29 protein-coding genes are annotated in these 25,116 nt (G+C 61.0%); 7 read left to right on the top strand and 22 right to left on the bottom strand.

Features of this window, described 5'->3' with window-relative positions; all coding sequences use genetic code 11:
• Positions 1-21: 21 nt before the first annotated feature.
• Complete coding sequence (gene gdhA / locus ABRP86_RS04750) at positions 22-1,368, bottom strand: NADP-specific glutamate dehydrogenase (RefSeq protein ID WP_023022958.1); 1,347 nt, start codon at positions 1,366-1,368, stop codon at positions 22-24.
• Between the two features lie 202 nt (positions 1,369-1,570).
• Here gdhA and ABRP86_RS04745 point away from each other — a divergent pair, with 202 nt between their 5' ends.
• The gene (locus ABRP86_RS04745) at positions 1,571-2,656 is read left to right on the top strand and encodes a glycerate kinase (protein WP_349862769.1); all 1,086 of its coding nucleotides are present in this window, start codon (positions 1,571-1,573) and stop codon (positions 2,654-2,656) included.
• On the opposite strand, the gene ABRP86_RS04740 is transcribed toward ABRP86_RS04745, so the two are convergent.
• Complete coding sequence (locus ABRP86_RS04740) at positions 2,653-3,051, bottom strand: hypothetical protein (RefSeq protein ID WP_239269987.1); 399 nt, start codon at positions 3,049-3,051, stop codon at positions 2,653-2,655. The two genes, ABRP86_RS04745 and ABRP86_RS04740, sit on opposite strands and share 4 nt — an antisense overlap.
• Before the next feature lie 36 nt (positions 3,052-3,087).
• Here ABRP86_RS04740 and ABRP86_RS04735 point away from each other — a divergent pair, with 36 nt between their 5' ends.
• Positions 3,088-4,290: an amidohydrolase gene (locus ABRP86_RS04735; protein WP_349862767.1), complete on the top strand. Its 1,203-nt coding sequence runs from the start codon at positions 3,088-3,090 to the stop codon at positions 4,288-4,290.
• An 80-nt stretch (positions 4,291-4,370) separates the two neighbouring features.
• Here ABRP86_RS04735 and pyk read toward each other — a convergent pair whose 3' ends face one another.
• The 14 genes from pyk to hisD all read right to left on the bottom strand — a co-directional run bounded on the left by pyk (position 4,371) and on the right by hisD (position 16,320).
• On the bottom strand, positions 4,371-5,789 hold the full coding sequence (pyk, locus tag ABRP86_RS04730) for a pyruvate kinase (RefSeq protein WP_198010487.1): 1,419 nt from the start codon (positions 5,787-5,789) through the stop codon (positions 4,371-4,373).
• Positions 5,790-5,910: 121 nt separating this feature from the next.
• Complete coding sequence (lgt, locus tag ABRP86_RS04725) at positions 5,911-6,894, bottom strand: prolipoprotein diacylglyceryl transferase (protein WP_023022967.1); 984 nt, start codon at positions 6,892-6,894, stop codon at positions 5,911-5,913.
• A gap of 52 nt (positions 6,895-6,946) precedes the next feature.
• Positions 6,947-7,777: an indole-3-glycerol phosphate synthase TrpC gene (locus ABRP86_RS04720; protein ID WP_239269984.1), complete on the bottom strand. Its 831-nt coding sequence runs from the start codon at positions 7,775-7,777 to the stop codon at positions 6,947-6,949.
• A gap of 86 nt (positions 7,778-7,863) precedes the next feature.
• On the bottom strand, positions 7,864-8,499 hold the full coding sequence (locus ABRP86_RS04715) for a TIGR02234 family membrane protein (protein ID WP_023022971.1): 636 nt from the start codon (positions 8,497-8,499) through the stop codon (positions 7,864-7,866).
• Positions 8,499-8,861: a phosphoribosyl-AMP cyclohydrolase gene (gene hisI / locus ABRP86_RS04710; RefSeq protein ID WP_023022973.1), complete on the bottom strand. Its 363-nt coding sequence runs from the start codon at positions 8,859-8,861 to the stop codon at positions 8,499-8,501. Before hisI ends, ABRP86_RS04715 begins: the two co-directional genes overlap by 1 nt.
• Positions 8,858-9,628, bottom strand: coding sequence for an imidazole glycerol phosphate synthase subunit HisF (gene hisF / locus ABRP86_RS04705; RefSeq protein WP_023022975.1), 771 nt, complete (start codon positions 9,626-9,628; stop codon positions 8,858-8,860). The genes hisI and hisF overlap by 4 nt, the downstream gene beginning before the upstream one ends.
• Before the next feature lie 32 nt (positions 9,629-9,660).
• Complete coding sequence (locus ABRP86_RS04700) at positions 9,661-10,431, bottom strand: inositol monophosphatase family protein (protein WP_349862764.1); 771 nt, start codon at positions 10,429-10,431, stop codon at positions 9,661-9,663.
• A gap of 3 nt (positions 10,432-10,434) precedes the next feature.
• Positions 10,435-11,223, bottom strand: coding sequence for a bifunctional 1-(5-phosphoribosyl)-5-((5-phosphoribosylamino)methylideneamino)imidazole-4-carboxamide isomerase/phosphoribosylanthranilate isomerase PriA (priA, locus tag ABRP86_RS04695; protein ID WP_349862762.1), 789 nt, complete (start codon positions 11,221-11,223; stop codon positions 10,435-10,437).
• A gap of 13 nt (positions 11,224-11,236) precedes the next feature.
• Positions 11,237-11,869 (bottom strand): imidazole glycerol phosphate synthase subunit HisH, encoded by a 633-nt coding sequence (hisH, locus tag ABRP86_RS04690; protein ID WP_349862760.1) that lies wholly within the window; start codon positions 11,867-11,869, stop codon positions 11,237-11,239.
• Between the two features lie 3 nt (positions 11,870-11,872).
• Positions 11,873-13,123, bottom strand: a complete 1,251-nt coding sequence (locus ABRP86_RS04685) for an MFS transporter (RefSeq protein ID WP_349862758.1) — start codon at positions 13,121-13,123, stop codon at positions 11,873-11,875.
• The gene (locus ABRP86_RS04680) at positions 13,120-13,278 is read right to left on the bottom strand and encodes a CG2302 family histidine operon protein (protein WP_034659193.1); all 159 of its coding nucleotides are present in this window, start codon (positions 13,276-13,278) and stop codon (positions 13,120-13,122) included. The genes ABRP86_RS04685 and ABRP86_RS04680 overlap by 4 nt, the downstream gene beginning before the upstream one ends.
• A gap of 12 nt (positions 13,279-13,290) precedes the next feature.
• Positions 13,291-13,893 carry an imidazoleglycerol-phosphate dehydratase HisB gene (hisB, locus tag ABRP86_RS04675; RefSeq protein WP_349862756.1) on the bottom strand — a complete coding sequence of 201 codons (603 nt, stop codon included), beginning with the start codon at positions 13,891-13,893 and terminating at the stop codon, positions 13,291-13,293.
• 3 nt (positions 13,894-13,896) lie between these two features.
• Positions 13,897-15,009, bottom strand: coding sequence for a histidinol-phosphate transaminase (locus tag ABRP86_RS04670; protein WP_349862754.1), 1,113 nt, complete (start codon positions 15,007-15,009; stop codon positions 13,897-13,899).
• Positions 15,010-16,320 (bottom strand): histidinol dehydrogenase, encoded by a 1,311-nt coding sequence (gene hisD, locus ABRP86_RS04665; RefSeq protein ID WP_349862752.1) that lies wholly within the window; start codon positions 16,318-16,320, stop codon positions 15,010-15,012.
• Between the two features lie 138 nt (positions 16,321-16,458).
• Between hisD and ABRP86_RS04660 the strand changes: the two genes are divergently transcribed.
• Positions 16,459-17,358 carry a YbjN domain-containing protein gene (locus ABRP86_RS04660; protein WP_349862750.1) on the top strand — a complete coding sequence of 300 codons (900 nt, stop codon included), beginning with the start codon at positions 16,459-16,461 and terminating at the stop codon, positions 17,356-17,358.
• On the opposite strand, the gene ABRP86_RS04655 is transcribed toward ABRP86_RS04660, so the two are convergent.
• Complete coding sequence (locus tag ABRP86_RS04655; RefSeq protein WP_349862748.1) at positions 17,345-17,764, bottom strand: hypothetical protein; 420 nt, start codon at positions 17,762-17,764, stop codon at positions 17,345-17,347. The genes ABRP86_RS04660 and ABRP86_RS04655 overlap by 14 nt on opposite strands.
• A gap of 118 nt (positions 17,765-17,882) precedes the next feature.
• Complete coding sequence (locus ABRP86_RS04650; protein WP_349862746.1) at positions 17,883-18,653, bottom strand: hypothetical protein; 771 nt, start codon at positions 18,651-18,653, stop codon at positions 17,883-17,885.
• Positions 18,654-18,814: 161 nt separating this feature from the next.
• Between ABRP86_RS04650 and ABRP86_RS04645 the strand changes: the two genes are divergently transcribed.
• The 4 genes from ABRP86_RS04645 to ABRP86_RS04630 all read left to right on the top strand — a co-directional run bounded on the left by ABRP86_RS04645 (position 18,815) and on the right by ABRP86_RS04630 (position 22,528).
• Positions 18,815-19,348 (top strand): TetR family transcriptional regulator, encoded by a 534-nt coding sequence (locus ABRP86_RS04645; RefSeq protein WP_349852696.1) that lies wholly within the window; start codon positions 18,815-18,817, stop codon positions 19,346-19,348.
• 101 nt (positions 19,349-19,449) lie between these two features.
• Positions 19,450-20,829 (top strand): exonuclease domain-containing protein, encoded by a 1,380-nt coding sequence (locus tag ABRP86_RS04640; protein ID WP_349862744.1) that lies wholly within the window; start codon positions 19,450-19,452, stop codon positions 20,827-20,829.
• A gap of 72 nt (positions 20,830-20,901) precedes the next feature.
• Positions 20,902-21,519 (top strand): hypothetical protein, encoded by a 618-nt coding sequence (locus tag ABRP86_RS04635; protein WP_349862743.1) that lies wholly within the window; start codon positions 20,902-20,904, stop codon positions 21,517-21,519.
• 10 nt (positions 21,520-21,529) lie between these two features.
• The gene (locus tag ABRP86_RS04630; RefSeq protein ID WP_023023005.1) at positions 21,530-22,528 is read left to right on the top strand and encodes a GTP pyrophosphokinase; all 999 of its coding nucleotides are present in this window, start codon (positions 21,530-21,532) and stop codon (positions 22,526-22,528) included.
• On the opposite strand, the gene ABRP86_RS04625 is transcribed toward ABRP86_RS04630, so the two are convergent.
• Genes ABRP86_RS04625 through ilvA form a run of 4 tightly spaced genes read right to left on the bottom strand, consistent with a single transcriptional unit; the run spans position 22,525 to position 25,061 of the window.
• Positions 22,525-22,914, bottom strand: a complete 390-nt coding sequence (locus ABRP86_RS04625) for an RNA-binding S4 domain-containing protein (protein WP_005283779.1) — start codon at positions 22,912-22,914, stop codon at positions 22,525-22,527. The two genes, ABRP86_RS04630 and ABRP86_RS04625, sit on opposite strands and share 4 nt — an antisense overlap.
• Positions 22,874-23,152 carry a hypothetical protein gene (locus ABRP86_RS04620; protein WP_349862740.1) on the bottom strand — a complete coding sequence of 93 codons (279 nt, stop codon included), beginning with the start codon at positions 23,150-23,152 and terminating at the stop codon, positions 22,874-22,876. The genes ABRP86_RS04625 and ABRP86_RS04620 overlap by 41 nt, the downstream gene beginning before the upstream one ends.
• Positions 23,149-23,793, bottom strand: a complete 645-nt coding sequence (locus ABRP86_RS04615; RefSeq protein ID WP_023023007.1) for a YigZ family protein — start codon at positions 23,791-23,793, stop codon at positions 23,149-23,151. Before ABRP86_RS04615 ends, ABRP86_RS04620 begins: the two co-directional genes overlap by 4 nt.
• Positions 23,793-25,061: a threonine ammonia-lyase IlvA gene (ilvA, locus tag ABRP86_RS04610; protein WP_023023009.1), complete on the bottom strand. Its 1,269-nt coding sequence runs from the start codon at positions 25,059-25,061 to the stop codon at positions 23,793-23,795. Before ilvA ends, ABRP86_RS04615 begins: the two co-directional genes overlap by 1 nt.
• Between the last annotated feature and the right edge of the window lie 55 nt (positions 25,062-25,116).

Raw genomic sequence — 25,116 nt, 5'->3', positions numbered from 1 at the left:
GGAGCCGTGGGTTAAGGGAGTTTAGATAACGCCCTGTGCCAGCATGGCGTCAGCCACCTTCTTGAAGCCGGCGATATTGGAGCCAGCCACGTAGTCGCCTTCACGGTCGTATTCCTTGGCCGTGTTGTCGATGTTCTTGAAGATGTTGCTCATGATGCCGCGCAGGCGGTCATCGGTGTACTCGAAGGACCAGGAGTCGCGGGATGCGTTCTGCTGCATCTCCAGTGCAGAGGTTGCCACGCCACCGGCGTTGGCAGCCTTGCCGGGTGCGAAGTTGATCTTGGAGTCCTGGAATACGTGTACCGCATCCGGGGTGGACGGCATATTGGCGCCCTCTGCAACGTAGCGGACGCCGCCCTCGACGAGCTTCTTGGCGGACTCGCCGTCGAGCTCGTTCTGGGTTGCACACGGCAGTGCAACATCAGCCTGGACGTCCCAGATATTGCCGCCCTCGTGGAACTCCACACCGTTGCCAGCTTCCTTGGCGTAGGTGGAGATGCGCTCGCGGCGAACTTCCTTGACATCGCGAAGCAGGTCAACGTCCACGCCATTCGGGGTGGTGATGTAGCCGGAGGAGTCAGACATTGCGACGACGGTAGCGCCGAGTTCCTGTGCCTTTGCGGCGGCGTAGATGGCAACGTTACCGGAACCTGACACGATGACCTTGGCGCCGTCGAAGGACTCGCCGTGGGTCTTCATCATTTCTTCGGTGATGTAGACGGCACCGAAGCCGGTGGCCTCGGTACGTACCAAGGAACCGCCCCAGGTCAGGCCCTTGCCGGTCAGGACGCCGGACTCGTGCTGGGTGGTCAGACGGCGGAACTGACCGAACAGGAAGCCGATTTCGCGGCCGCCAACGCCGATATCGCCGGCAGGAACGTCGCGGTACTCGCCGATGTGGCGGTGCAGCTCGGTCATAAAGGACTGGCAGAAGCGCATAACTTCCTGCTCAGACTTGCCCTTCGGGTCAAAGTCGGAGCCACCCTTGCCGCCACCGATGGGCAGGCCGGTCAGGGAGTTCTTAAAGATCTGCTCAAAGCCCAAGAACTTAATGATGCCCAGGTTTACCGAGGGGTGGAAACGCAGACCGCCCTTGTACGGGCCGAGCGCGGAGTTGAACTGCACACGGAAGCCGCGGTTGACCTGCACCTCGCCGTTGTCATCAACCCATGGGACGCGGAAGATGAGCTGGCGCTCTGGCTCACACAGGCGCTCAACCAGACCGTAGTCTGCGTAGTGTGGGTCCTTATCCAGGACGATCTTGAGCGAATCCAGCACCTCGGACACCGCCTGGTGGAATTCCGGCTCACCGGCGTTGCGCTTGAGTAGCTTGTCGTAGTACTCAGAAATCTGGCTATCAACAGACATAGTGTATAAATCCCATTCTCGTGGAGTTTGACTAGCAGGAACTAGTTTCCTATCAATCTACCGATAATGCAAGTACAATTATTTCTCAGTCCCCCAATTACCCGCTTTCACCTGCGGCAATAAAGATAAATATTTTCTGTAGGACGTTCGGATTCCTAGCAAAAAGCCGCGGTGCGGGTCGCGGGCTTTTATAATCGCGGGCATGCATATTGTCGTCGCGCCTGACTCTTTTAAAGGTACCGCTTCTGCCACAGAAGCCGCAGCCGGAATCGCCAACGGAATTCGCCAGCACTGCCCCACCGCCACCGTCACCACCTTGCCAATGGCCGATGGCGGCGAAGGCACCGCACAGGTGCTGGCCCAGGCCGCCGCGGCGGGCGGGCAAGAAACCCAGACCATTACCCTTCCCACCACGGATGCGGTGGGGCGCTTGACCGAAGCGCAGTATTTCCTCGCTGGGCACACGGCCTTCATCGACGTTGCCGCCGCCACCGGACTGCCCGCGGTCCGCGACGCGCTCGATCCCCTCCACGCGGATTCTTATGGCACCGGCGTGCTGCTTGCCGATGCCCAATCCCGCGGCGCCACCTCCATCGTGCTCTGCCTTGGCGGCACGGCCAGCATCGACGGTGGCATGGGCATCCTTGCGGCCCTCGGCGCCGCCGCCCACGATGCACGCGGCTATGCCCTGCCCAAGGGCGGCGCCCCATTGGTGCAGCTCGATTCCATCGATACCGCGCAATTAAACATCAAAGCGGGCATGGTTGATTTCACGCTCTTGGCCGATACCCGGGCTAAGGCCATGCAGGCAGCCACCATGTACGGGCCACAAAAAGGCGCAGAGGGCGAGCAGGTTGCCCTGCTTGCAGGTGCACTTCTCCAATTGTGCAAGGTCACCGGCACAGATCCAGAGACTGAATTTACCGGTGCGGCAGGCGGCATCCCCATCGGCCTTACCTGGCTTTCTCGCACGCTATGGGGCACCGATGAGCACGCCCGCGTCGTTTCTGGCGGGGCCCACGTGGCGAAGGCCCTTGGTCTCGCGGATGCCATTTCTCAGGCGGACCTCGTCATCACCGGCGAAGGCGCGTTTGACGAGCAATCCTTAACCGGCAAGGTCGTCGGCACCGTCGCGGACCTGGCGGCGGAGTCCTCTACCCCGGTTGGCATCATTGCCGGGGCCATCAATCAGGACACCGAGCACTTCACCGCGGAGCTAGATCAAGAAGGAGGGATGCCGGAGCAGCTGGCTAGGGCCGCCCGGGACATCGTCAAGCAGCTGGGCTAAGGGCGAATCTCGACCGTCCACGGAAAGATGGCGGGGCGCTCATGCGCCAACTCATCCTCCAGCAGCACATGATCCTTGGGCAATACGGCGTGCGGCGTGAGCAAACGCGACAGCACCATAGCCAGCTGGTTCACGGAGCCGGTCGCCCCCTCCACCGCGATGTTATAGCGGTGGGCGTGCGCTCCTTCTAAATCGCGCTCTTCATGTTCATCGCGGTAATTTTGCTGCAGTTGTTCCTCCAAGCCCTCAGGGAACTGGGGATCTGCCGGGCGAGTAACCTCGGCGGAGGTAAGCGATCCGCCCGCTACCAGCTTATCGGTGGCAGTGGTGAAAATTTCCTCCACGCGGTCCGCTTGCTCATCTGGAACCAATACATCGAATTGAATAGTCGGCATATAGCTGACCCTACCCTAACCAAAGGGATGAAAACTATGTCTTATTCCACAAACATCGCTTCCGTGGTCCACTCTGCGGATACTGACTTAGCATGGCAGCGGGATTTTTACGAAGATCTGCACCGCCACCCCGAGCTTTCCCACGAGGAGGAACGCACCGCGGCGCGCATCCGCGCCAAGTTAGCGGAGTTTGATTGCGAGGTAGAAGAAAACATTGGCGGGCATGGCATGGTCGCCATTTTCCGCAACGGCGATGGCCCCACCGCGCTCATGCGCGCCGATTTCGATGCCCTGCCGGTCAAGGAGGCCACCGGCGTGGAGTATTCCTCGACCAATGACTACATGCACGCCTGCGGGCACGATATGCACACCACGGCCTTACTCGGTGCCTGTGCGCTTCTCGATGCCTCCCGCGATACCTGGTCCGGCACCTTCCTCGCCCTGTTCCAGCCAGCGGAGGAATCATCCATGGGTGCGAAATACATGATCGCCGATAACCTCACCGAGCGCGTGCCACGCCCCGATATTTGCTTAGGCCAACACGTCATGCCCGGTCGTGCCGGCACCGTTCGCCATACGGCCGGCCCCATCATGGCGGGCTGCGACTCCCTGCGCATTCGCATCTTTGGCAAGTCCGCCCACGCCTCCATGCCGCATAATTCCATCGACCCAACCTATATTGCGGCGATGATCGTCACCCGGCTCCAGGCCATCGTGGGCCGCGAGGTAGCCCCGCACGAGTTCTTCGTCATCTCCGTGGGCGAGCTGCATTCTGGCGATAAAAACAACATCATCCCGGATTCCGCCGAGCTTGTGCTCAATACCCGCTTTTATGATCCAGCCCTGGCGGAGAAGGTCTATGCCTCCTTAGAGCGCATGGTAAAAGCCGAGTGCGTGGCCTCCGGCTGCGAGAAGGACCCCACCTTCGAGTACTACGCGCACGGCGAGGTCACCGATAACGACGCCGCCGCGTATTCGCCCATCGACGAGGTCTTTGCGGCCACCTTCGGGGAAGCATCCGTTACCGCCTCGCCCTCGACCGCTTCCGAAGATTTTTGTTACCTGCCACAGGCGTGGGGCGTGCCGTACGTCTTTTGGCACGTAGGGTGCACCCCCGAAGCAGAGCTGGCCGATCCCCCGGTCAATCACCAGGCCAACTTCCTGCCGGATTACGAGCCCACGGTCAAGGCTTCCACCCAGGCCGCCCATGCGGCGGTGCTGGCGTACCTGGGCGCGTAAACCTTGCGCCTTCTGGCATAAAGAATCCGCCGCGTCCCCTTTCCACTGGAGTGTGGAGGCGCGGCGGATTTTTCAGTGCGCTAGTCCTTGATGGTTTCTCCCAAAATGTGGCACTGAATCATGTTGGTATTGCCGGAGATTCCCGGAGGGGTACCTGCAACGACGACGACCAAGTCATTCTCGTCGTACTCGTCCAAATCCAGCAGGTACTTATCGATAGCCTCCATCATCTCATCCGTGGACTTGACGTCGGGGCTCAAGAAGGTCTCAGCACCCCAAGTCAGCGCCAGCTGGGAGCGCACATCTTCATGCGGCGTGAATACCAGCAGTGGCAGGTCAGAGTGCAGGCGAGCAACGCGCTTTGCGGTATCGCCGGAAGAGGTAAAGGCAACAATGGCCTTGGCATTCAGGCGCTCTGCAATATCGCGGGCGGAATAGGACATCACGCCGCGCTTGGTGCGCGGGACGTGCGCCAGCGGCGGGACCTGGCCATCGGTCTCAGAACGCTTGACGATGCGCGACATGGTCCGCACCACGTTGTGCGGATCCGCACCCACGGAGGTCTCGCCGGAGAGCATCACCGCATCGGCGCCGTCGAGCACGGCGTTGGCCACGTCGGAGGCCTCCGCGCGGGTCGGGCGGGAGTTCTCAATCATGGAATCCAGCATCTGGGTGGCCACGATGACCGGCTTCGCGTTCTCGCGGGAAATCTGGATGGCGCGCTTCTGGAATAGTGGCACCTCTTCCAGCGGAACCTCAACGCCCAAGTCACCGCGGGCAATCATCACGGCGTCGAAGGCCAAGATGATGGACTCGAGGGCATCGACGGCCTCGGGCTTTTCCAGCTTGGCGATGACCGGCACGCGGCGGCCTTCCTCGTCCATAATCTCGTGGACCTTGTCGACATCGGCAGGCGAACGCACGAAGGACAGCGCGATGTAGTCCACGCCGAGCTGCAGGGCAAAGCGCAGGTCTTCGATGTCCTTCTCAGACAGGGCCGGCACAGAAATGCTCATGCCGGGTAGGGAGACGCCCTTGTTATTGGATACGGGGCCGCCCTCGGTGACCTCACACACCACGTCGTTGCCGTCTACTTCCTTGCAGACGACGGCGACCTTGCCGTCATCGATAAGCAAGCGATCGCCAGGCTTCGCGTCTTCTGCCAAGCCTTTGTAGGTGGTGGATACGCGGTCGTGGGTGCCTTCGACATCGTCTACAGTGATGCGGACGATTTCACCGTTATCCCACTGCTCTTTGCCGTTCTTAAAGCGGCCGAGGCGGATCTTAGGGCCCTGGAGATCGGCCAGGATGCCTACGTTCCTGCCGGTCTTTTCGGTGGCTTCGCGGACCCACTTGTAATTGGCTTCGTGATCCGCATGCTCGCCGTGCGACATGTTAAGGCGCGCGACGTTCATGCCGTCTTCTACAAGGCGCAAAATTCCGTCCCCGCTGGCTACAGCGGGGCCGAGAGTACAGACAATTTTGGTTCTTCTATCCAGCATTATTGGCCTATTCCATCGGGGAAATTGAACAACCCCCAACCTACTCCCTCGCGCGCCGACAGGCCACAATTTTTTGGCGCTTTAACTACGGCAATCGGACACGATCACACATAACCGGTCATTCGCGGCCGCTAGCAGTGCCCGAGATGCCTTGGGTACGAGGGGTTCCCACGCGTTTATCGTCGTCCTCGCCGCCATTTTCTGCAGCGCCTTCGGCCTGCTCGCGGTAGTAACGCGGGTCGACTTCTTCTGGAGTTTCGGGGCCCTTGCGCCGCCTGTCCAGCAAGAAAAAGACGATGAGGCCGGCAATAAACACAACGGCAGAAACAATGAGGTTCACGCGGACACCGAAGATATGGGTGGCTTCGTCTGAACGCATGCCCTCGATAAAGAAGCGGCCCAGCGTGTATCCCACGACGTAGAGGGCGAATACTCGTCCGCGCCCCAACTTCCATGCCTTGTGCGCCCACAACAGGAACAGGCAGACCAGGACGTTCCAGATGAGCTCATACAAAAACGTCGGATGCACCGAAGCGATGACCTCACCGGTAGAATGCCCGGAAACCGGCGCGTACTCCCCTGCCTCATCGACGCGGTAGTAAATATCCAGCGCCCACGGAACGTCGGTCGGTCGACCGTAGAGCTCCTGATTAAACCAGTTTCCCAACCGGCCGATGCCCTGGGCAAGGATGAGGCCAGGCGCCACCGCGTCCGCAAACGGCGCCAAGGGGATCTTTTTGATCCGGAACATTACCCACAGCGCTACGGCGCTTAAGGCGACCGCACCCCAGATGCCGAGACCACCATTGGTGACCTTAAGGGCATCGACTGGGTTGCAGGTATCACAGAAGTACTTCTGGTTATCCGTGATGACGTGATAGAGCCGCCCGCCCACGATGCCCGCGGGGATAACGACGATGGTCGCATCCCACACGGTATCGGGATTACCGCCTCGGGCTGTGTATCGCCTCAGCGTCATCCACATGCCCACGAGGATGCCGGCGATGATGCACAGCGCATACGCATGGATTGGAATGGAGCCAAGATGCCACACCACGCCCTGCGGCGGAGAGGGGATATTTGCAAGATTCTGAGTATGCACGTAGATAGTGTGCCTTATCAGAGTGGCCGTGAGCTAGTTTGGGGTAGTTTTCCTAGGAACTTTTACGCGAGGGGCACGCTGGGTGTTGGCCCGCAGCCACGAGAGAGCGCGCCAAGGCGGTGGGATCCTGGGCCGCCATGACGGATTCGCCGACCAGTACCGCATCCGCTCCGCGGGAGGCATAGTGGAAAAGGTTGCGGGCATTATTCACCCCGCCCACGGCGATGCGCAGGAGCGATTCCGGCAGCCCCGGGGCGATATCATTGAAGGCCTCTCGGTTGATCTCATCCGAGGCAAGCGACCACGCATTGATCGCGATGACGCTGCTGCCGGCCTTGATGGCGCGGTTGACCTCCCCGCAGGTTCGCACCTCCACGATGGCGGTCATCCCCAGCGATTCCGCGCGGTCCAGGAGGGCTTCCAATCGGGCTTGTTCTAAAAGCTCGACCTGCAGCGGGATCGCATCGGCGCCAAAGCAGCGGGCTTCGTGAATCTGGTACGGATCCACGATAAGGTCGCGCGCCATCATCGGGATATCGATGGCAGCGCGCGCAGCCGCCATATCCTCAAGCGATCCGTTAAAGCGCCGCGTATCCGTCTGGCAGGCCATCAGATGCACGCCGCAGTCCTCAAAGGTGCGCGCCCATTCGGCCATCTGCTCGGCCGAGCCCACGTGGGCAATTTCCCCGGTATAAGGAACGGCGCGCTTGAGCTCCGTAATGACCGAACAACCTGGTTTTAAAAGCGCCGCGCGGGCATCGCGGGGAGGCTCCATATCCCGAGAGCGCGCCTTGATGTCTTGAAAGGAAACGCGTGCTTCACGCGCGGCGACATCCTCTAGCACCCCAGCGACCAGGTGATCGACGGCAATGGGTGTGGGCATGAGCACCTCCCTCCAAGCGCGATTAAAATCACACTTAGATTAACGCTATTCGGGGCGTTTCCGGAAATTGTGCTGCGCGAACGGGGCTATTTACGGCCTACATCGGTCGGGTCGATATCGCTATCGAGCGCATCCCACATCACACGGCCGGAATCGGATGAGGTCTCCAAATCTTCCGCCAGCTTTTCTTGGCGGGCGGCAGGGGTTTCGTATTTGCTCGACGCCTTGACCTTGTCCTTGCCCGGGTTCTGGGCCAAGAGTACGGAGCCGAAAAATGCCAGCGCGGCCCCGATAATGGCGACAATGGGGCCCAGCTTAGTGACCTCCGTGGAAATGACGGTAGCCCAATCAGAAATTGCGGCAGAATCCACCGCGTTTTCATTTGCGGAAGCGCCCTGCAATATTTTTTGCGCGCGCTCGGCATCAGCGCCGCTGGTCAGCAGACTAATAGGGCTCCACGCGGCGCCTGCCGCGGCGAGGGCGCACACAATGGCCACGATGCGCCGCCCCGTTCGGCGAAGCGCAATCCCCGCGAGTACACCGGCGAGGAGGACCAGCGTCAATGCCATCAGTTCTAGGGACCACGCGGAACCCACGATCTCATTGGTTGCCGAGCCCGACTTATCGTCCTCGCTTACCGCTTTTACCCAAGTGCTACGGGAAGAAAACCACAGCACCGCCGTACCCACCGCAATAAGGAGCGGGCCAAGTCGCCTCGTCATTAGGAATCATCCCCTAAAAGAACTTTCGCATCGAAGCATGTCCGGTCACCGGTGTGGCACGCGGCGCCGCGCTGCCGCACGGTCAGCAAGATGGTATCGCCATCGCAATCAAGGCGCACACCGAGCACCTCCTGCGTATGTCCTGAGGTCTCACCCTTAATCCAATACTCGCCGCGCGAGCGCGAGAAGTACGTGCCCTTGCGCGTGGCCAGCGTGTGGGCAAGCGCATGGTCATCCATCCAGGCAAGCATCAGCACTTCGCCGGAATCGGCCTGGGCAATAGCTGGCACGAGCCCTTGCTCATTGCGCTTGAGTAGCGCAGCAATCTGTGGGTCTAGCTCATAGTCTGCGGGATTGCTCATCGGCGCACCTCGTGTCCGGCATCTGCCAAGGCCTTTTTAACCTCGCCAATTTCTACCTCCCCAAAGTGGAAAATGCTGGCTGCTAGGACAGCATCGGCACCTGCTTCAACGGCGGGTGGAAAGTCCGCTGCTGCGCCCGCTCCGCCGGAGGCAATGACGGGAATATTCACCGTTTCCCGCACCGCGCGCAGAAGTTCGAGGTCGAATCCGGCCTTCGTGCCATCTGCATCCATGGAGTTTAAAAGGATCTCCCCCACACCCAGCTCGGCGCCGGTCTGGGCCCATTCCACTGCATCGATGCCGGCCGATGTCGTCCCGCCGTGTGTCGTAACTTCAAACCCCGACGGTGCGTGCGCCGCGTCGGTGCGCCGCGCGTCCACGGATAAGACGATGCACTGCGAGCCAAAGACTTCCGCCAATTCGCGCAGCAGGCCGGGATTGCCTATCGCGGCGGTATTGACCGATACCTTATCCGCGCCAGTGCGCAGGAGCTCGCGGACATCGTCAACGCTGCGCACTCCCCCGCCCACGGTCAGCGGAATAAAGACTTGATCGGCGGTGCGGCGTACCACATCGAGCATGGTGGACCGGCCATGCTTGGACGCGGAGACATCGAGGAAAGTCAGTTCGTCTGCGCCCAATTCCTCATAGCGCGCGGCCAATTCCACGGGGTCTCCTGCATCGCGCAGGTGCGCAAAATTCACGCCCTTGACTACGCGGCCTTGATCCACATCAAGGCACGGGATTATGCGTACGGCTACAGCCATGCGGGGCTTACTCCTTCACAAGTCGGTCAGGGTTAATTTGAGTGGTGAGATAGGATTTCCAGGATTGTCTCGTGCACCTGCGGGGTACCAGAGACCATACCCCGCGACTGCACGGTCCACGGATTGCCCTCCGGATCCGTGACGATGCCCCCGGCCGCCTTGATAAGGAGCGCTCCCGCCGCGTTATCCCACGGGTGCGGCGAGAAATTGACGGCACCGTCAAAAACTCCCTGGGCCACGAAGGCATTATCTAGCCCCACCGAGCCTGTGATGCGCGGGCGCAAGCCGGTTTCGCGCAATTCGTGGAAAGCTGCAGTGGGCAGGCTGGAAAAACACCCCACGTGCCCGCGCGCATTATCGAATTCTGGGGACTCCTCCCCGCCACCGAATCCACCTGCCGGCCCACCCGCAGAGCGCAGCGGCGAGCCGTCGTTAGCAACCAAGCGCCTGCCTAAAAGAGGAAAATCTGAAATGGCCGCGACAGGCTGGCCCTCGTGAACCAGGGCCACCAGGATGCCGGCCATGGGATTGCCCGCGGAATAATTCGCGGTCCCATCGATTGGATCGACAACCCACACGGTGTCGTGGATGCTTCCGCCGGATTCCTCCCCGTAGACCGGGATGCCGGTCATCTGCTGCAAGATATCGCGCAGCTGCTTTTCGATGGCCAAGTCCACCTCTGTAGCAAAATCGCCCCGGCTTTTAAAGTGGGCCGGTGGCGCCCCGATGCCGGATCGAAAGATGGGCTCGACTTGGTCCACGGCCGCCTCCGCGAAGGCCACCAACTCGCGCGGATCCATCATCGGTTACTCTTCCTCGGGGTCATAGAGATCGATGGGAACTTCTGCAGGCAGCGGTTCTACCTCTGCCACCGCCGCGAGCGCCTCCTCCAGGCTAAAGTTTCCTTCATACAGCGCCTTGCCGATGATGGCCGAATCGATGCCCTCATTTTCATACCGGGCCAGCTCTCTAAGATCCGCCAGGGAGGAAATACCACCGGAGGCGGTGACCTTGGCATCGGTTGCCATTGCTACCTCGCGCAGTAATTCCACATTGGGCCCAGTCAGCGTCCCATCCTTGGACACATCCGTGACCACGAAGCGCTGGCACCCTGCGGCATCGAGGCGCTCGAGCACCTCCCAGAGATCCCCGCCATCGGAGACCCAGCCGTTGCCCTTCGTACGCCATTCGCCATCTTCTAAGCGCACCGCCAAGTCCACGGCGACTTTCTCGCCATACTGACCAAGGATTTTTTCTATCCACTCTGGGTTTTCTAAGGCGGCGGTGCCAATATTGATGCGATTCGCGCCGGTAGCCAGCGCGCGCTCTACCCCGGCATCATCGCGGATGCCACCGGTAAGCTCGACATTAATGCCAAGTGCTTTAGTAATTCCCGCCATTTGCTCGTGGTTGGAACCGCGATTAAAGGCAGCATCGAGGTCAACAAAGTGCAGCCACTGGGCGCCCTGGCGCTGCCATTCAAGGGCGGCGTCCCGCGGGGAACCGTAGACCTTTTCGGTACCGGCTTCTCCCTGATCCAAGCGCACGGCCTTGCCACCGGCAACATCGACTGCGGGCAAAAGCGTAAAAGTCATGGTTTCATCCTACCTAGAGAGTCTGCATCCAGTTTTCCAATAGCTGCGCGCCCGCATCCCCGGATTTTTCGGGGTGGAATTGCGTAGCCCAGAGCGCGCCATTTTCCACCGCCGCCACGAAAGAATCGCCAGCGTGCGTGGACCAGCTCACCAGCGGCGGGCGGGTAATGACGGTTTCCAATTCCCAGCGGCGAACTCCGTAGGAATGCACGAAATAAAACCGCTCATCGGCATTAAGCCCGGCAAACATCGCGCTGTCATCCGGCATCTCGACGGTATTCCAGCCCATATGCGGCAAAACATCGGACTGCAGGCGTTCGACCGTACCCGGCCATTCGCCGCAGCCTTCGGAGTGGATGCCGTGCTCGACGCCGGCATCGAAAAGCACCTGCATTCCCACACAAATACCCATGACCGGCCGCTCCCCTGCTAAGCGCTGGCCGATGACCCTCGGCCCATTCACTGCCTTCAGCCCTGTCATGCAGGCATCGAACGCGCCTACACCGGGAACCAGCAGCCCGTCTGCCTCGAGGGCCTGATAAGGATCCGCCGTGACGGTTACCTCTGCCCCGACGCGCTCGAGGGCACGCTGGGCAGAGCGAATATTGCCCGCGCCGTAGTCCAATAACACCACCGATTTTGTCATGGGCTATACCTTACGCATTCGACGCAAACGGGTGCGGATATCGTTGGTCTCGCTGATACGAGTCCGGCCCAGGATGAAGTCCGCCGTGGTGAGCAGCAACCCGGCGATAAGGATCGCAACCCCCGCTCCAAAGGCGCCGTCGTAGCCATAGCCCGCCACCATGGCGCCGAGCAAGGTCGAGCCTAGACCGGTGCCGCTATCGTAGAAAATATTCCAAATGGCCGAGGCCTCCGAGACCCGCTCGCGGGGCAGCCGGTCAAACATGGATAGCAAGGCCTCGTTTTGTGCGATACCAAAGGCGCCGCCGAATAGAATCGCGCCGAGCACCAGCCACCAGATGGAGCTTTCCATAAATAGGGTCAGCGAAATCGTCCCGACGCCGATGATCGCCATGATCTGGCTCGGAATGTATAGGCTGCCTGGGGCCCCAGTGCGGTCTGCCACCACGCCAGCGAAGTACCGGAAGATCATCGCCGCGCCGCCCACAATGGATAGCATGATGCCGGCGAGGCTGGCACCCCTTGCGGCATCGAGCTCCTGCATCGCGGGGGACAAGAACGAGGAAATGGCGCCGTAGCTCATGGAGAACGTGGTCAAGGCCAAGGCCGGGACTGCAACCAGCTTCCAGGTAGGAACGCGGATGATATTGACTTCTTCATCGTTATCCTCGGCCAAGGTGACCTTGATCTTGGGTATGCGCAGGCACATGGCAAAGCCCAAGAAGCCGATGAGGCCGGCGGTGATATAGGTGGACGCATAGCCTAGGGAATCCGCCATGAACAGGCCAAGCGGCAAGAAGATCATCTGGCCCAAGCCTGTAAATACACCAATCATGCCGGTAGCCTTGCCCAGCAGACGTACCGGAGAGAGCTCTGCAATGAGCGCGGATTCGGACACGGTGAGGGCGCCGAAGCCCACCCCGCGCATAGCGGAAAATAGCAAGACGATCCAGGCGTCGGTACCCAACAGGTGGCCAAAGGCCGGTACGCCCAGGGTAAAAGCGGACAGCGCCATTACGCGCCGGTAGCCCCAGCGGCGCAATAGCCACGGCGATATAATCTGCGTGGCAACCGTAAAGGCCATGAAGATACCGGTGGACCCACCTGCCAAGGTCGCGGAACCGCCGGAATCAATGACGGCAAGCGGCACCACAGGAAGCAGGATGGACCAAGCGCCAAAGGCAGCGGCGATGGCTACCATCGTCGGCGTATATCCGGGCACCTTCCAAATATTGGTCTCTTGGGATTCGCTCATTTACTAAAGCCTCCAACCATCCAGGCGATGGCCGCGGCCACGGTGATAACGGCTAAAAGCGCGGCGACGACCGTAAAAAACTTCGAGTCCTGCTGATACGCAGACCAGGCCCCTCCTACCAAGAGGCCTGCCACCAGAAACAGGATGAGGATCATAAACTGCACGGGCTACAGGGCTCCCTTCGTTGAAGGGATTCCAGTCTGTCGCGGATCGTGGTCCACGGCAGCGCGCAGCGCGCGGGCTACCGCCTTGTATTCAGCCTCGGTCACGTGGTGCGGATCGCGGCCGTAGCGCACGTTGACATGCAGGGTAATGGCTGCGTGCGTGGCCAAGGATTCGAAGAAGTGGCGGTTAATCACCGTGGCATAGTGCCCGCCGATGACCTGCCACTGCAGGTGTTCCGGTTCGCCATTCATTACAAAGTACGCGCGGCCCGAAAAGTCCACTACCGCCTCTACCAGTGCTTCATCCATGGGCAGCAATTGGGAGCCGAAGCGGCGGATCCCGGCCTTATCCCCCACTGCTTCCCGCAGGGCCTGGCCTAATACGATGGCGGTATCTTCCACGGTGTGGTGGGCATCAACCTCCACGTCACCGATAGCCTTGACCTGCAGGTCAAAGAGCCCGTGTGTGGCAAATGCGGTAAGCATATGGTCAAAGAACGGCAGCCCAGTGGAAATGTCGCTTTTCCCGGTGCCGTCAAGGTCGATGGAAACGGTGATATCCGATTCCGATGTTGCTCTTTGGGCACGCCCCACACGGTTTGTCATAAATCACTCCTTTGAAGTATCCGCTCCTACTGTAGTCGCTAGCTTTTCCGCCGCAGCCAGAAAGGCCGCATTTTCTTCTGGCAGGCCGATGGTCACGCGCAAATACCCGTCGATCCCTACATCGCGGATGAGCACCTCTTCATCCAAGAACTGCTCCCACACGCGGTGTTGATCCGCAAAATTGCCAAAGAAAAGGAAATTCGATTCGCTCGGCATGACGGTATAGCCCATCTCGCGCAGGCGCCCTGCCACCATGTCGCGTTCGGCAGCGATGGTCGCCACAGTAGCGAGGGTATCTGCGCTGTGGCGCAGGGCCACAGTGGCCGCGGCCTGGGATAAGACGGATAGGTGATATGGCAAGCGCACCAGCATGATGGCCTCCACGAAGGCCGAGTCCGCCACGAAGTAACCGAGCCGCCCGCCGGCGAAGTCGAAGGCCTTCGACATTGTGCGGGAGACCACGAGCTTGGTGGGGTATTTTTCCAACAGGCTCGTCGCGGACGGCGAGTCAGAAAACTCGGCGTAGGCTTCGTCAACGATGACGATGCCGGGGGCGGCATCGATAAGCGCAGCAATATCGTCCAGGCCGGTTACCCCACCGGTGGGGTTATTCGGGGTAGTAACAAAGATGACGTCGGGCTGGTGCTCGGCCACCGCCGCTAAGGCGCGGTCCATATCGATGGCGAAGTTCTCATCGCGCGGGCACTCGATAAAACGGGTGTGGGTTCCGGCAGAAAGGATCGGGTGCATGGAATACGACGGCGTAAATCCCAGCACGCTGCGCCCGGGCCCGCCGAAGGCCTGCAACAGCTGCTGCAGGATCTCATTGGAGCCGTTAGCTGCCCAGACCTGCTCGTAGGTGACATCCACGCCGGTTTGCTGCGAAACGTAGCGGGCTAGCTCGGTGCGCAGTTCGACCGCATCGCGCTCTGGGTAGCGGTTGAGCGAGCTGGCGCAGCGGCGGACCTCGTCCACGAGGGCATCGACAAGCGCGGGCGAAGGCGGGAAAGGGTTTTCGTTGGTATTGAGCTGGTAGGCCACCCGCAGCTGCGGGGCGCCATAAGCGGTCTCGCCGCGCAACTCCTCGCGCAGCGGTAGGTCATGTAGCTGGGCCATTTATTTCTCCTCGAATCGAGCGCGGATGGCCTCCCCGTGGGCGGGAAGGCGCTCGGCATTGGCAAAGGCGATGACGTTGGGGGCGATTTCTTCCAGGGCGCCGCGGTCATAATCGATGAGATTGACCGGCCGGAGGAAGGTGTGGGTGGAAAGCCCCGCGGAAAACCGCGCCGTGCCCGAGGTGGGCAGCACGTGGTTGGAACCGGCCGAATAGTCTCCCAAGGGCACCGGGGAATACGCGCCGACGAAAATGGCGCCGGCGTGGTTGATGCGCTCTGCCACTGCGCGCGCATCCGCGGTGTGGATTTCTAGGTGCTCGGCGGCATACGCATTCGCCACGGCGATGCCCGCGTCCAGGGAATCCACCAGGACGATGCCGGATTGCTCGCCGGTAAGGGCCTCGGCTGCGCGGGCGGAGTTCTCCGTTGCCGTATAGCGGCGCTCGACCTCCTGCTGCACCTGCTGGGCCACGCTTTCCGATGCCGTAATCAGCACGCTTGCCGCCATCGGATCATGCTCTGCCTGGGAGATGAGATCGTAGGCCACGTAGACGGGGTTCGCGGTCTCATCAGCCAAGATGGCGATTTCGGTCGGGCCGGCCTCCGCGTCCGTGCCTACCACCCCGCGCACCGCCCTTTTGGCCGCAGCGACAAAGATATTGCCCGGCCCGGTAATCATGTCCACGGGCTCTAGGTCTTCGTCAGCATCGCCGTAGGCCAAAAGCGCTACCGCCTGGCCCCCGCCGACGGCCCAGACTTCCTCCACGCCCAGCATGTGGCACGTGGCCAAGACCGTGGGGTGCGGCAGGCCGCCGTGCTCCTTTTGCGGCGGGGAGGCAACCACCAGGCTGGAGGCACCGGCCTCTTGCGCGGGCACGGTATTCATGATGACTGAAGACGGGTAGACAGCCTTGCCGCCGGGAACATAGAGGCCAACGCGCTCGATGGGCCGGAATACCTCGGTCACGGTGGCGCCGGGGGCCAGCTGCGTGCTGTGCGACTCCGGCTTTTGATCCGCATGCACGCGGCGCACCCGCTCAATGGAGGCCTCGATGGCCGCGCGCACCTGGGGATCAAGTTTGTCAGCGGCCCGCTGCAGTTCTGCCTGGGGGACGCGCAGGGACGGTGGGCGCACCCCATCGAATTGCTCCCCATAATCCAACGCCGCCTGGACGCCTTCGTCGCACACCTTATTGACCATCGGCACGACGGTCCCCATGACGGAATTGACGTCGGTGCCGCCGCGCGGAAGAACGCGGCGCAGCGTGGCGGGGCGAAGCTGTTGACCGCGGAGATCGATGGTTCGAAGCATTCCTGGCTCACTTTCTGGTTGATCACCGTGGGCTATATCTGTAGACAAATCAATATACTATCGCCCAAAGCGCCGCGGGGACACCTTCTTGGGCGATAGACTCAAAATCAACTTCCAGCGAAGGCGAGTGTGCGGTGCATGATGATTGAATTTGAATCCACCAGTCTTGAGCGGCACCTGCGCGCCATCGTCCGCGAGCTTGATTTTTCCTATTGGGCGCTACCTACTGGAGAACTCGTCATTTCCCATGGGCAGGCGGGGTCCACGCTGGTCTTTGTGTCGCAGACCGACGATGTGGTTGTCCACCTGCACACCACTCTGCGCGGCGCGGTTGACTTGGGCGAGGCCGCCGCGCTGTCCCGATTTATCACCAGTTGGAATGCCGATTGCCTCTACCCCACCGCCGTGCTGGACTATGACGAGGCCGGGTCGCTGGTGCTGTGTGGGCAGAGCCACTTCAGTACTGGAACTGCACCAAGGCACGATCAATTGGCCGCTTTTGTGCCTGCCGCACTCAACGGCGCAGAGGTGCTCATCAGCGTGGCAACGCGCGAGTTTCCGGCCCTGGCCCAAGAACCAGATCTAATGCTGGCTCAAAACGATACCGCTACACCGCCCGCGTTCACCTTGGATCTCCTCGCGGCCGCTCTACCGCAAATAGGCATCGACCGCTTCCATAGCGATGGTGAAATCTGCCTATTTGCCCTCGTCAACTCCATCGCCTGCACCTTTACCCTCGACTCTGGGCCTAGCCTCATCATCACAGGCCGGTGGGACCTGAATGCGGATGAGGACGAATTCACCCGTTTGTTTTTGATCTGCAATGACTGGAACCGGGCAAGCCACAGTGCCACCGCCTACTGCCGCTCCACCGACGAGGGCCTCCACATCCACGTCGATGTGCCGACCCTGACCGGGGCGGGCCTTCACCAAGGCCAGCTGCTGCGGGTTTTAAGCCAGAGCCTCGATGCGATCCTGCACGCAATCGATGACATCGCGCGGGAATTCTGTGGCAGCTCCCCGGTCAAGTGGGCGTAACTACTTCCCTTTGCGCACTGGCCTCTTTGCCAGCAGCCTCCCAGTCCGCGTCGGAGCTAATAAACGCGGTGCACCAATAGGAAAACATGGCCAAAAATGGGGCTACCGCCCAGGCCACGGCGGGCGAAAAATTCGGCGCAAACTCCACGACGTCCCCGGGGTTGTCCGGCGGGTGCGTTGCGGTGATGCCACCAAAGACGTAGAAGGAAGCGGCACCGGTAAGCGCGCACAGCCCTACCCACAGCAGCATCGTGAGACCACGCCCGCGACGCTGCGCGAATGCGGCCAGTCCGAGGCACAACCCCAAGAAACCCGTGACGAGTGCAAAGGTCATAAATGCGACGAATTGCGCGTTGCCCGCGGCTTCAATGGCGTAGCCGCCACCGTCGACAGCATGGCCGGTCATCGTAGGGCGCATAAACCCCCAGAGCGCGCCACAGATGCCGAAAACAAACAGGGAACACGCGAGGAGCCCCGCACCGAAACCGAGAGTGCGGGGCAAGCGAGCTTGGCGGAAAGACAATTTAGTTACAGAAGGTCCAGTTACCGTCCTCGCGGCGGAAACGAACGGTGGAGGTATCGGTACCGTCCGGGTTCGACACGCTCACGGTAGCGGAGGCATCATCGCCATTGACCACAACGTCATTGATCGATTCCAGCTTGGTGGAGGTAGGGATGGCCTCTAGCTGGTCGGCGAACTCGTTGATCTTGGCATTGCCCTGGCTTTGCTGGCGCATGGAGTTTGCGTATTCCGCAAAGGACTGGTTGGGCAGGCTATCGACGTAGTTGAGGTACTGCTGGAAATCCCCGGACTCACCTTCGCGCACGGCCTTGCAGGCGTGGGCAGGCATGTATCCAAAGTAGTCCTTAACATTGTCAATCTCATGCTGCCCGCGCACCAGCTGCTCAATGGCCTGCTTATCGCCATCGCTTGCTTCTTGCCCACCTTCAATGGGCTTGATGTCCTGGGCGTTGGCGAAGGGATCGTCCTCAATCTCAATGGGGTTCGCGTTGGCGCCCTCATTGCCGCCTTCGTCGCCCTTGTTCTTAGGCTCCTCGGCAGTCTTTTTCTTGCCCTTTTCTTCCTTTTCCTTCTTCTTGTCCTTATCGGCGTCTTTGTCCTCAGACTTTTTCGCCGATTCCTTCGCGGAGGTCTCAGAGGAGGAGGAAGCAGACGAAGACGACGTGGTCTTCGTCGAATCGTCCCCATCGTCCGAGCTACATGCAGCTAAGGCAAGCGGGGCAACCATAGCGACCGCGAAAAGGGACTTCTTTGCAGGGGTCAAAAAGGACAAGGGAGAGCTCCTGAATCGTTCTTTCGAATGCGAAGCCGCCTCACGACGGGTTCTTTTGTCCCCGCAATCCTAACAATGCAAGTTTGCAAGGGACATTATTGCAGTCTTAAAAGTACCTGTGAGCTATTCCTTGCCGCGGTGAAACACGTACAATTTCCACTGTGCAACTACATCGCGAGAGCATCATCGAGGCCGCCACGACCCTATTGAATACTTATGGGCTTGCCGATGTCACCATGCGCCGCGTCGCTTCCTCCCTCGGCGTTGCTCCGGGGGCGCTGTATTGGCACATCGCCAATAAGCAGGCGCTCATTGCCGCTCTTGCCGAAGATATTATCGCCCCCGTCGCCGGTTCCACGCTGGAAGAGATTAGCCTGCACCTGCGCGAATTGCTCCTAGCCCGGCGCGATGGAGCGGAGGTTGCCATTGCCGGCCTCTCCCAGCCGGATTCCCAGGCCTGGGATCACCTCGTCGCGCAGTTTAGCTCCGCCACCTGCCCCGATTTCGATGATACTGCCCGCAAGGCCGCCGCCCTTTCTGCCGTGCACCTCGTGTTGGGAGCCACGCTGCTCGAGCAATCCCAGCGCCAACTGCTAGAAACCACCGGTGGGACCACCGCGGCCGACTACCGCGCCGATTTGGTGCATGGCGTGCGGATTATCAATGCCGGTTTGCAGCACAGCGGGGCGGATTAAAACATTTCACCCCCGCGGCGGATTTCCCACAAGCACAAGCGAGTACGATCTCTGTGCAGCAGCCCTCCTTAGATTGTCACCTCAGAAGAAAGGCCATTTTCGTGTCGTATCCCGCGCATGGCGTATTCATCGATGTCACTGCGGAAAAAATCGTGCTTCACCGCAGCCTGCTCTCCCGCAGCTTGGGCGCGCCTGCCACCGCAGAAATCGCGCTCGATGCCATCGATGACCTGCGCGCCCACGAACCCACCGCCACCGGGTTTGGTTCGCTGTCCCTGGGCAGCGCCGGCAGCATTGCCTTCGCCCCGCACCAGGATCCCCACCGCGTGGCGCGCGCCATTGAGGCGGCACAAAAGGGCGACGCACCGGCGGAAGCCGCAGCCGCACCCGAACCCGCAGCAGCTGCAACCCCGACCGTTAGCGAAGAAAACCCGGGGCTTGATTTCGTCGCGGTAGATGTAGAAACCGCCAATGATAATTGGGGGTCCATCTGCCAGATCGGCGCTGTGCGTTACCGCGATGGCCAAGAAACCGCGGCCCAGTCGTGGCTGTGCACCCCTCCCCCAGGCTTGGAGCACTTTGCCGAAATCAATATCTCCATCCATGGGATTACCGCCGCCGATGTCGAAGGTGCCATGCCCTTTGCCACAGCGGCCGCAGAGCTCTTTGATTTCATCGGCAGCGATGTCATCGTCGCGCACAATGTCCAATTCGATTCTTCCGCGCTGCGCTCCGGATTGCTGGCCGCCGGAGCCGATGTCCCCACCGTCCCGCTGGCCTGCTCGCTCGCTTTGTCCCGCGACGCTTCAAAGCAAGGTGTTATTTCGGTGGCCAACCACAAGCTTCCCACCGTGGTGAAACACCTTGGCGGCGCCTCTTTTACCCACCACGATGCCACCGAGGACGCCCGCGCCGCCGGCACCATCATCACCGGGCTGGCCCAACGCTTCGGGCATACCGGAAGCATCACTGATCTCTTTACCAGCCGGGAATTTAGCCTCGGCCGCCTCGAATCCTCGGCCATTCTGCCGGTCCTGCGCGCGCATACCGCGCCCACCTCCGGCGACGATCTGGGCGCCGGTACCGATTTCCGCGATTCCACCCGGTCCGCGGGAACCAGCAAAAAGCCCGCCTCTTCCGGCCGGGCGCCGTGGCAGGCCGTGGCCACCCCGGATACCATCCCAGATCCCAATCCCGATGCCGATCCAAAGGGCGCGCTCTACGGCCAGCACGTCACCCTGACCGGCGATTTCGAGCCGTACGATAAGGGGCTGCTGTGGCAGGGAATCGCCAAGCGCGGCGGGCAAGTGGGCAAAAACGTCACCAAGAAGACCACGCTGCTCGTCGTCGGCGAATGGGCAAAGAAGACCTCCAAAGAAAAGCGCGCCGAAGAGCTGCAAGAAAAGGGCCAGGACATCACCATGTGGTCCGGCGCCCAGCTCTTTTCTGAGCTGGAGCTCGACGCCGAGCCGCCTTTTTAAACCCGCAGGGAACCACCCGGCCATTTCTCCAGTCCAATAGGGGCGGATACGCACTACCTTGGAGAAATCGCCATGACCCTTACGCTCGACGCACCCCGCCCCACCACCACTAATTTACTGCCGGCGCTTTTCGCGCGGTCGTGGATTAAACACCAGCGGCTTTCCGATGACGGCTTTTGCGACTCCCTTGCTACCATCCAGCTTTCACCCAACCTGTCGATGGCGCTGGTCTTTCCCGGGCAGCGCACTTTTCGCAGGCTCAGCCACCGCGGCCTCGCGGACTTGGATGTCTCAACCCGCCAAGCGTGGAATTGTGCCTCACTGAATCTGCAGCGCGCCGCGCTCGATTCGCAGGGCCTGCGCTTTTGGACGCGCCCGGCCCGCTGCGCCCTGCCTGCCGCAGCGCCCTATGGCGGCCTACAAGTTCGCTCCCACGGCGCCCCGATTTCTTCGTGGTTGGCCCACCCAGAAACCTTCACCGTGTTGGATAAACACATGCGCCGCCTCATGCGTTCGCATTCTTTAACTTACCTGGTGCCGGATTCCGCGACGGTTTTTGTCTTCGCTCACCTGCCCGATGAGTATGCCCGCGACCTCGCCCGCACCGCCGTCGAACAACTTCCCCGCCATCGCACCGTTTTACATTCGCGCCCGCTAGTATGGTCTAACGGATTTCCCCGCGAATTATGAGAGGAGCACCATGGCGGAAAGCAGGATGTCGCGGCTGAGCAATCAGTACCATGCCTGGACCCGCAGCCACCCCACGGCGGCGGAGGATTTTCGCACCGCCATCGAGGACCTGCTCAATGACGCCGGCATCATCTTTGACCGGGTATCGACCCGCGTTAAAACGTGGTCCTCACTCAAGCGCAAGGCCAAGAAGCGGGGCGAGGGCGGTGATTTCATCTACCCCACCCCGTGGGACGATATCCACGATGTCATGGGCGTGCGCGTCACCTTGTACCACTCCACCATCATTCCCAATGCACTAGACGTGCTCGGCGAGTCCTTTAAGGTCGTGCGCTCTGTAGATAAGGCGGCCGAGACCCGCATTTCCGGCGGTTTTGGTTACGGTTCCCACCACCTGGTGCTCACAGTGACGGACGATAGCGCGGCGGCCATGGAAGAGCTCGCCGATTTCGTGGGCTGGACCTTTGAGGTGCAAATCCGCACCGTGCTGCAGCACGCGTGGGCGGAATTCGAGCACGATATCCGCTATAAGCAGGGACCTACGCCGCCCTCGCCTGAGGTGGACCGCCTGTTTACGCTGGCCGCCGGCCTGATCGAGCTAGCAGATCAGCAATTCGATGAAATCGCCGCGCTCAAGGCCCCGCGCACGGAGGCAGATACGGACGTGGAGCTCACTCCGGAAACCTTACCTGGCGTCCTGGCCATCATTTTGGGCAACCGCTTCCCGCTTTCGCGCTCGGAGCACTACCGCTTCCTCGCGGAAATCTTGGAGGCAAACGATATCCGGTCCTTGGACCAGCTCGAGCAGCTGCTTGACGATGACGCCATTGCCCACGTCCACGACACCATGCGCTATCGCTTTCGGCCCGGCCAAGTGCGCCTTATCGATGATCTGCTGCTCAATAAGTTTGGCAAGCAGCACATCGAGGCCACCGCTGAATCCGGCGACCGCGCCGGCCGCCGGCGCCGCCTGAATGCGCGCCTTAAGGCGTTGCGCGCTAACTCTTAGCGAAACCCGCCGCGGAATTTTTCCATATCGCGGCGCTCCTTCTTCGTCGGCCGGCCCGCGCCGCGGGGCCGCACCGGCACGGACGGCATGAACTCCTTGGGCGGTGGCGGAGGCGCGTGATCGGTATAGCAGGTGCGCGCCACCGGCGCGCCCACGCGCTTGGCGACGGTAGCCAGCACCTCCAAATCGTGCTCATGGTGGTTGCGCCACACGCGCACCCTATCGCCTGGCACGACTTGTTGCGCGGGTTTGACCGCTTCACCGTTGATTTTCACGTGCCCGGCGCGCACCGCAGTGGCCGCGGCGGAGCGGGTTTTGAACATGCGCACCGCCCATACCCAAGCATCAATGCGGACGGGGCGGCCGCTTGGCTGCGGGGTAGGCATTAATAATTATTATGGTCTCGTTGACGATTTTGCGGATCTTCAACCAGTTATATCCGCCACCCACCACGGCGATGATAAGGCCCAAAACCATCCAAGCGGCCAAATTAGCAGATAGCACACCTAAAACAACTCCTGCGCCGAGGCCACCGGCAACGGAAATAACGGCGTTGCGGGAGTGCTTGCGCACCTGCTGCTTGCGCTGCGCAATGGGGTTATTCAGTCGCTGCTGCATAGTCATGACCCAGATCCTACCTCAACCCAGGCAGAGCCTGCTTCGCGCGCGCTGATTTCGCCTTGGGAAAGCGCGGCGAGCATCGCCTGGAGCTCATCGAGCCTTCCCGGGCGCACGGCGACGGTAAAGGTTACGGCTGCACCGTACTCGGTATCGGTGATATCGATGCCGCGCCCGCGCAAATCCGCTTCGAAGCGCCCGGCCGTGGCGTGTGGGCATTCCACCGTATAAAGCTCCCGGCGCGCCCGGATGACCGCCTCGACCTTTTCCATGGCCTCGCTGACCGCCCCGCCATAGGCATGCACAAGTCCACCCGCACCCAACTTGATGCCGCCGAAGTAGCGCACGACCACCGCGCAAATATCGAGCATTCCAGAGCCCTTTACCACATCCAACATGGGCTTTCCGGCCGTCCCGGAAGGCTCGCCATCATCGGAGGAACGTTCCACGGGGTTCGCATCGTCGACGTGGTAGACATAGGCGGAGCAATGGTGGCGGGCATCGGGAAAGCGCTGGCGGGCGGCATCGATAAACGCCCGTACTTCTTCCTCGTTCGTGACTCGGCCGATCAGGGTAATAAACCGCGAGCGTTTGATCTCAATTTCGTGTTCCACCTGGCCGGTGGGGCGCCGATAGGTATCGCGCATTAGGCCACCAAGAAATCGTACTCGGGGGTATTCGGCTGCAGGTGCTGCACCGAGATCTTGGACTCGGCCATCCGCTCCTTCAGCCCCGCCAGGTCCTCGGCGCGGCTAAGCTGAATGCCCACCAGCGCGGCACCAGTTTCGCGGTTATTGCGCTTGAGGTACTCGAAGAGCGTGATGTCATCGCTGGGGCCCAGGATTTCAGACAGGAAGTGGCGCAGCTGGCCCGGTTCCTGCGGGAAATTGACCAAGAAGTAGTGCTTCAGGCCGCGGTGCACCAGCGAGCGCTCCATGATTTCGGCGTAGCGCAACACGTCATTATTGCCCCCAGAAATCACGCAGACCACCGTCGAACCCGGCTCTAGCGGCACCCGCTGCAGCCCGGCCACGGACAGCGCACCGGCGGGCTCGGCGATAATACCCTCATTTTGGTACAGGTTGAGCAGGTCCGTGCACACCGCCCCCTCAGAGACCGTGTCCCAGTGCAGGCGCGATTGGTTGGCCTCCAAAATCTCATACGGCAGCGAGCCCAGGCGCTTGACCGCCGCGCCATCGACAAACGGATCCACGCTCTCTAGCGCCACCGGCCCGCCATTGCGGAAGGCTGCTCTTAGCGATGCCGCCCCTTCCGGCTCCACACCCACCACCTTCGCGTGCGGTGCCATATCCGCCATATAGGAGGTGATGCCAGAAATCAGCCCGCCGCCGCCGACGGGAACGACGATGGTATCGACCGAGGCGCCCTTTGCCGAAAGCTGTGCCAAGACCTCCGCGGCGACGGTGCCCTGGCCGATGATGGTATCGCGAGCATCGAAGGGCTCGATGAAGGTGGCGTGGCGCTCGGAGGCATCGGCATGCGCGGCGGCCGCGGCCTCGTCAAAGTTGGCACCCACTACTACGAGTTCCACTTGGTCTCCGCCGTGCACGTGGATGCGGTCGCGCTTTTGCATGGGCGTGGGCTCCGGGACGAAAATCTTGCCCGGAATCCCCATGGTGCGGCACGCATAGGCCACGCCTTGTGCATGGTTGCCTGCCGATGCCGTCACGATGCCCCGCTCCCGCTCCTCCTGCGACAAGCTGGAGATGCTATTGAGCGCGCCGCGTATCTTATACGAGCGCACGTCCTGGAGATCCTCGCGCTTTAAATAGACCTCACAGCCCGTTTCCGCAGAAAGCCGGGGGCAATACTGCAGCGGCGTCGGCGCGATTTCGGAGCTGATGCGTGCCTGTGCCTGCTGGATATCGGATGCGTGGATGGTCGATTCAGTCATGATTGCAGAGTCTACCCGCCCTACCTAGTGCTCGACCGATTCACCTAGATTTCAT

It is taken from the genome of Corynebacterium sp. KPL3927 (assembly GCF_040225835.1).
GTDB lineage: Bacteria > Actinomycetota > Actinomycetes > Mycobacteriales > Mycobacteriaceae > Corynebacterium.
Note: the sequence above shows the minus strand (reverse complement) of the source record. Positions and strands in the feature narration are given on the sequence as shown.

Excerpts from the sequence above, each read along its gene's own strand:
- gdhA (WP_023022958.1), bottom strand. The coding sequence starts at position 1,368 with ATGTCTGTTGATAGCCAGATTTCTGAGTACTACGACAAGCTACTCAAG.
- ABRP86_RS04745 (WP_349862769.1), top strand. The coding sequence starts at position 1,571 with ATGCATATTGTCGTCGCGCCTGACTCTTTTAAAGGTACCGCTTCTGCC.
- ABRP86_RS04740 (WP_239269987.1), bottom strand. The coding sequence starts at position 3,051 with ATGCCGACTATTCAATTCGATGTATTGGTTCCAGATGAGCAAGCGGAC.
- ABRP86_RS04735 (WP_349862767.1), top strand. The coding sequence starts at position 3,088 with ATGTCTTATTCCACAAACATCGCTTCCGTGGTCCACTCTGCGGATACT.
- ABRP86_RS04720 (WP_239269984.1), bottom strand. The coding sequence starts at position 7,777 with ATGCCCACACCCATTGCCGTCGATCACCTGGTCGCTGGGGTGCTAGAG.
- ABRP86_RS04715 (WP_023022971.1), bottom strand. The coding sequence starts at position 8,499 with ATGACGAGGCGACTTGGCCCGCTCCTTATTGCGGTGGGTACGGCGGTG.
- hisI (WP_023022973.1), bottom strand. The coding sequence starts at position 8,861 with ATGAGCAATCCCGCAGACTATGAGCTAGACCCACAGATTGCTGCGCTA.
- hisF (WP_023022975.1), bottom strand. The coding sequence starts at position 9,628 with ATGGCTGTAGCCGTACGCATAATCCCGTGCCTTGATGTGGATCAAGGC.
- ABRP86_RS04700 (WP_349862764.1), bottom strand. The coding sequence starts at position 10,431 with ATGATGGATCCGCGCGAGTTGGTGGCCTTCGCGGAGGCGGCCGTGGAC.
- priA (WP_349862762.1), bottom strand. The coding sequence starts at position 11,223 with ATGACTTTTACGCTTTTGCCCGCAGTCGATGTTGCCGGTGGCAAGGCC.
- hisH (WP_349862760.1), bottom strand. The coding sequence starts at position 11,869 with ATGACAAAATCGGTGGTGTTATTGGACTACGGCGCGGGCAATATTCGC.
- ABRP86_RS04685 (WP_349862758.1), bottom strand. The coding sequence starts at position 13,123 with ATGAGCGAATCCCAAGAGACCAATATTTGGAAGGTGCCCGGATATACG.
- ABRP86_RS04680 (WP_034659193.1), bottom strand. The coding sequence starts at position 13,278 with ATGATCCTCATCCTGTTTCTGGTGGCAGGCCTCTTGGTAGGAGGGGCC.
- hisB (WP_349862756.1), bottom strand. The coding sequence starts at position 13,893 with ATGACAAACCGTGTGGGGCGTGCCCAAAGAGCAACATCGGAATCGGAT.
- ABRP86_RS04670 (WP_349862754.1), bottom strand. The coding sequence starts at position 15,009 with ATGGCCCAGCTACATGACCTACCGCTGCGCGAGGAGTTGCGCGGCGAG.
- hisD (WP_349862752.1), bottom strand. The coding sequence starts at position 16,320 with ATGCTTCGAACCATCGATCTCCGCGGTCAACAGCTTCGCCCCGCCACG.
- ABRP86_RS04660 (WP_349862750.1), top strand. The coding sequence starts at position 16,459 with ATGATGATTGAATTTGAATCCACCAGTCTTGAGCGGCACCTGCGCGCC.
- ABRP86_RS04655 (WP_349862748.1), bottom strand. The coding sequence starts at position 17,764 with ATGACCGGCCATGCTGTCGACGGTGGCGGCTACGCCATTGAAGCCGCG.
- ABRP86_RS04635 (WP_349862743.1), top strand. The coding sequence starts at position 20,902 with ATGACCCTTACGCTCGACGCACCCCGCCCCACCACCACTAATTTACTG.
- ABRP86_RS04630 (WP_023023005.1), top strand. The coding sequence starts at position 21,530 with ATGGCGGAAAGCAGGATGTCGCGGCTGAGCAATCAGTACCATGCCTGG.
- ABRP86_RS04625 (WP_005283779.1), bottom strand. The coding sequence starts at position 22,914 with ATGCCTACCCCGCAGCCAAGCGGCCGCCCCGTCCGCATTGATGCTTGG.
- ABRP86_RS04620 (WP_349862740.1), bottom strand. The coding sequence starts at position 23,152 with ATGACTATGCAGCAGCGACTGAATAACCCCATTGCGCAGCGCAAGCAG.
- ABRP86_RS04615 (WP_023023007.1), bottom strand. The coding sequence starts at position 23,793 with ATGCGCGATACCTATCGGCGCCCCACCGGCCAGGTGGAACACGAAATT.
- ilvA (WP_023023009.1), bottom strand. The coding sequence starts at position 25,061 with ATGACTGAATCGACCATCCACGCATCCGATATCCAGCAGGCACAGGCA.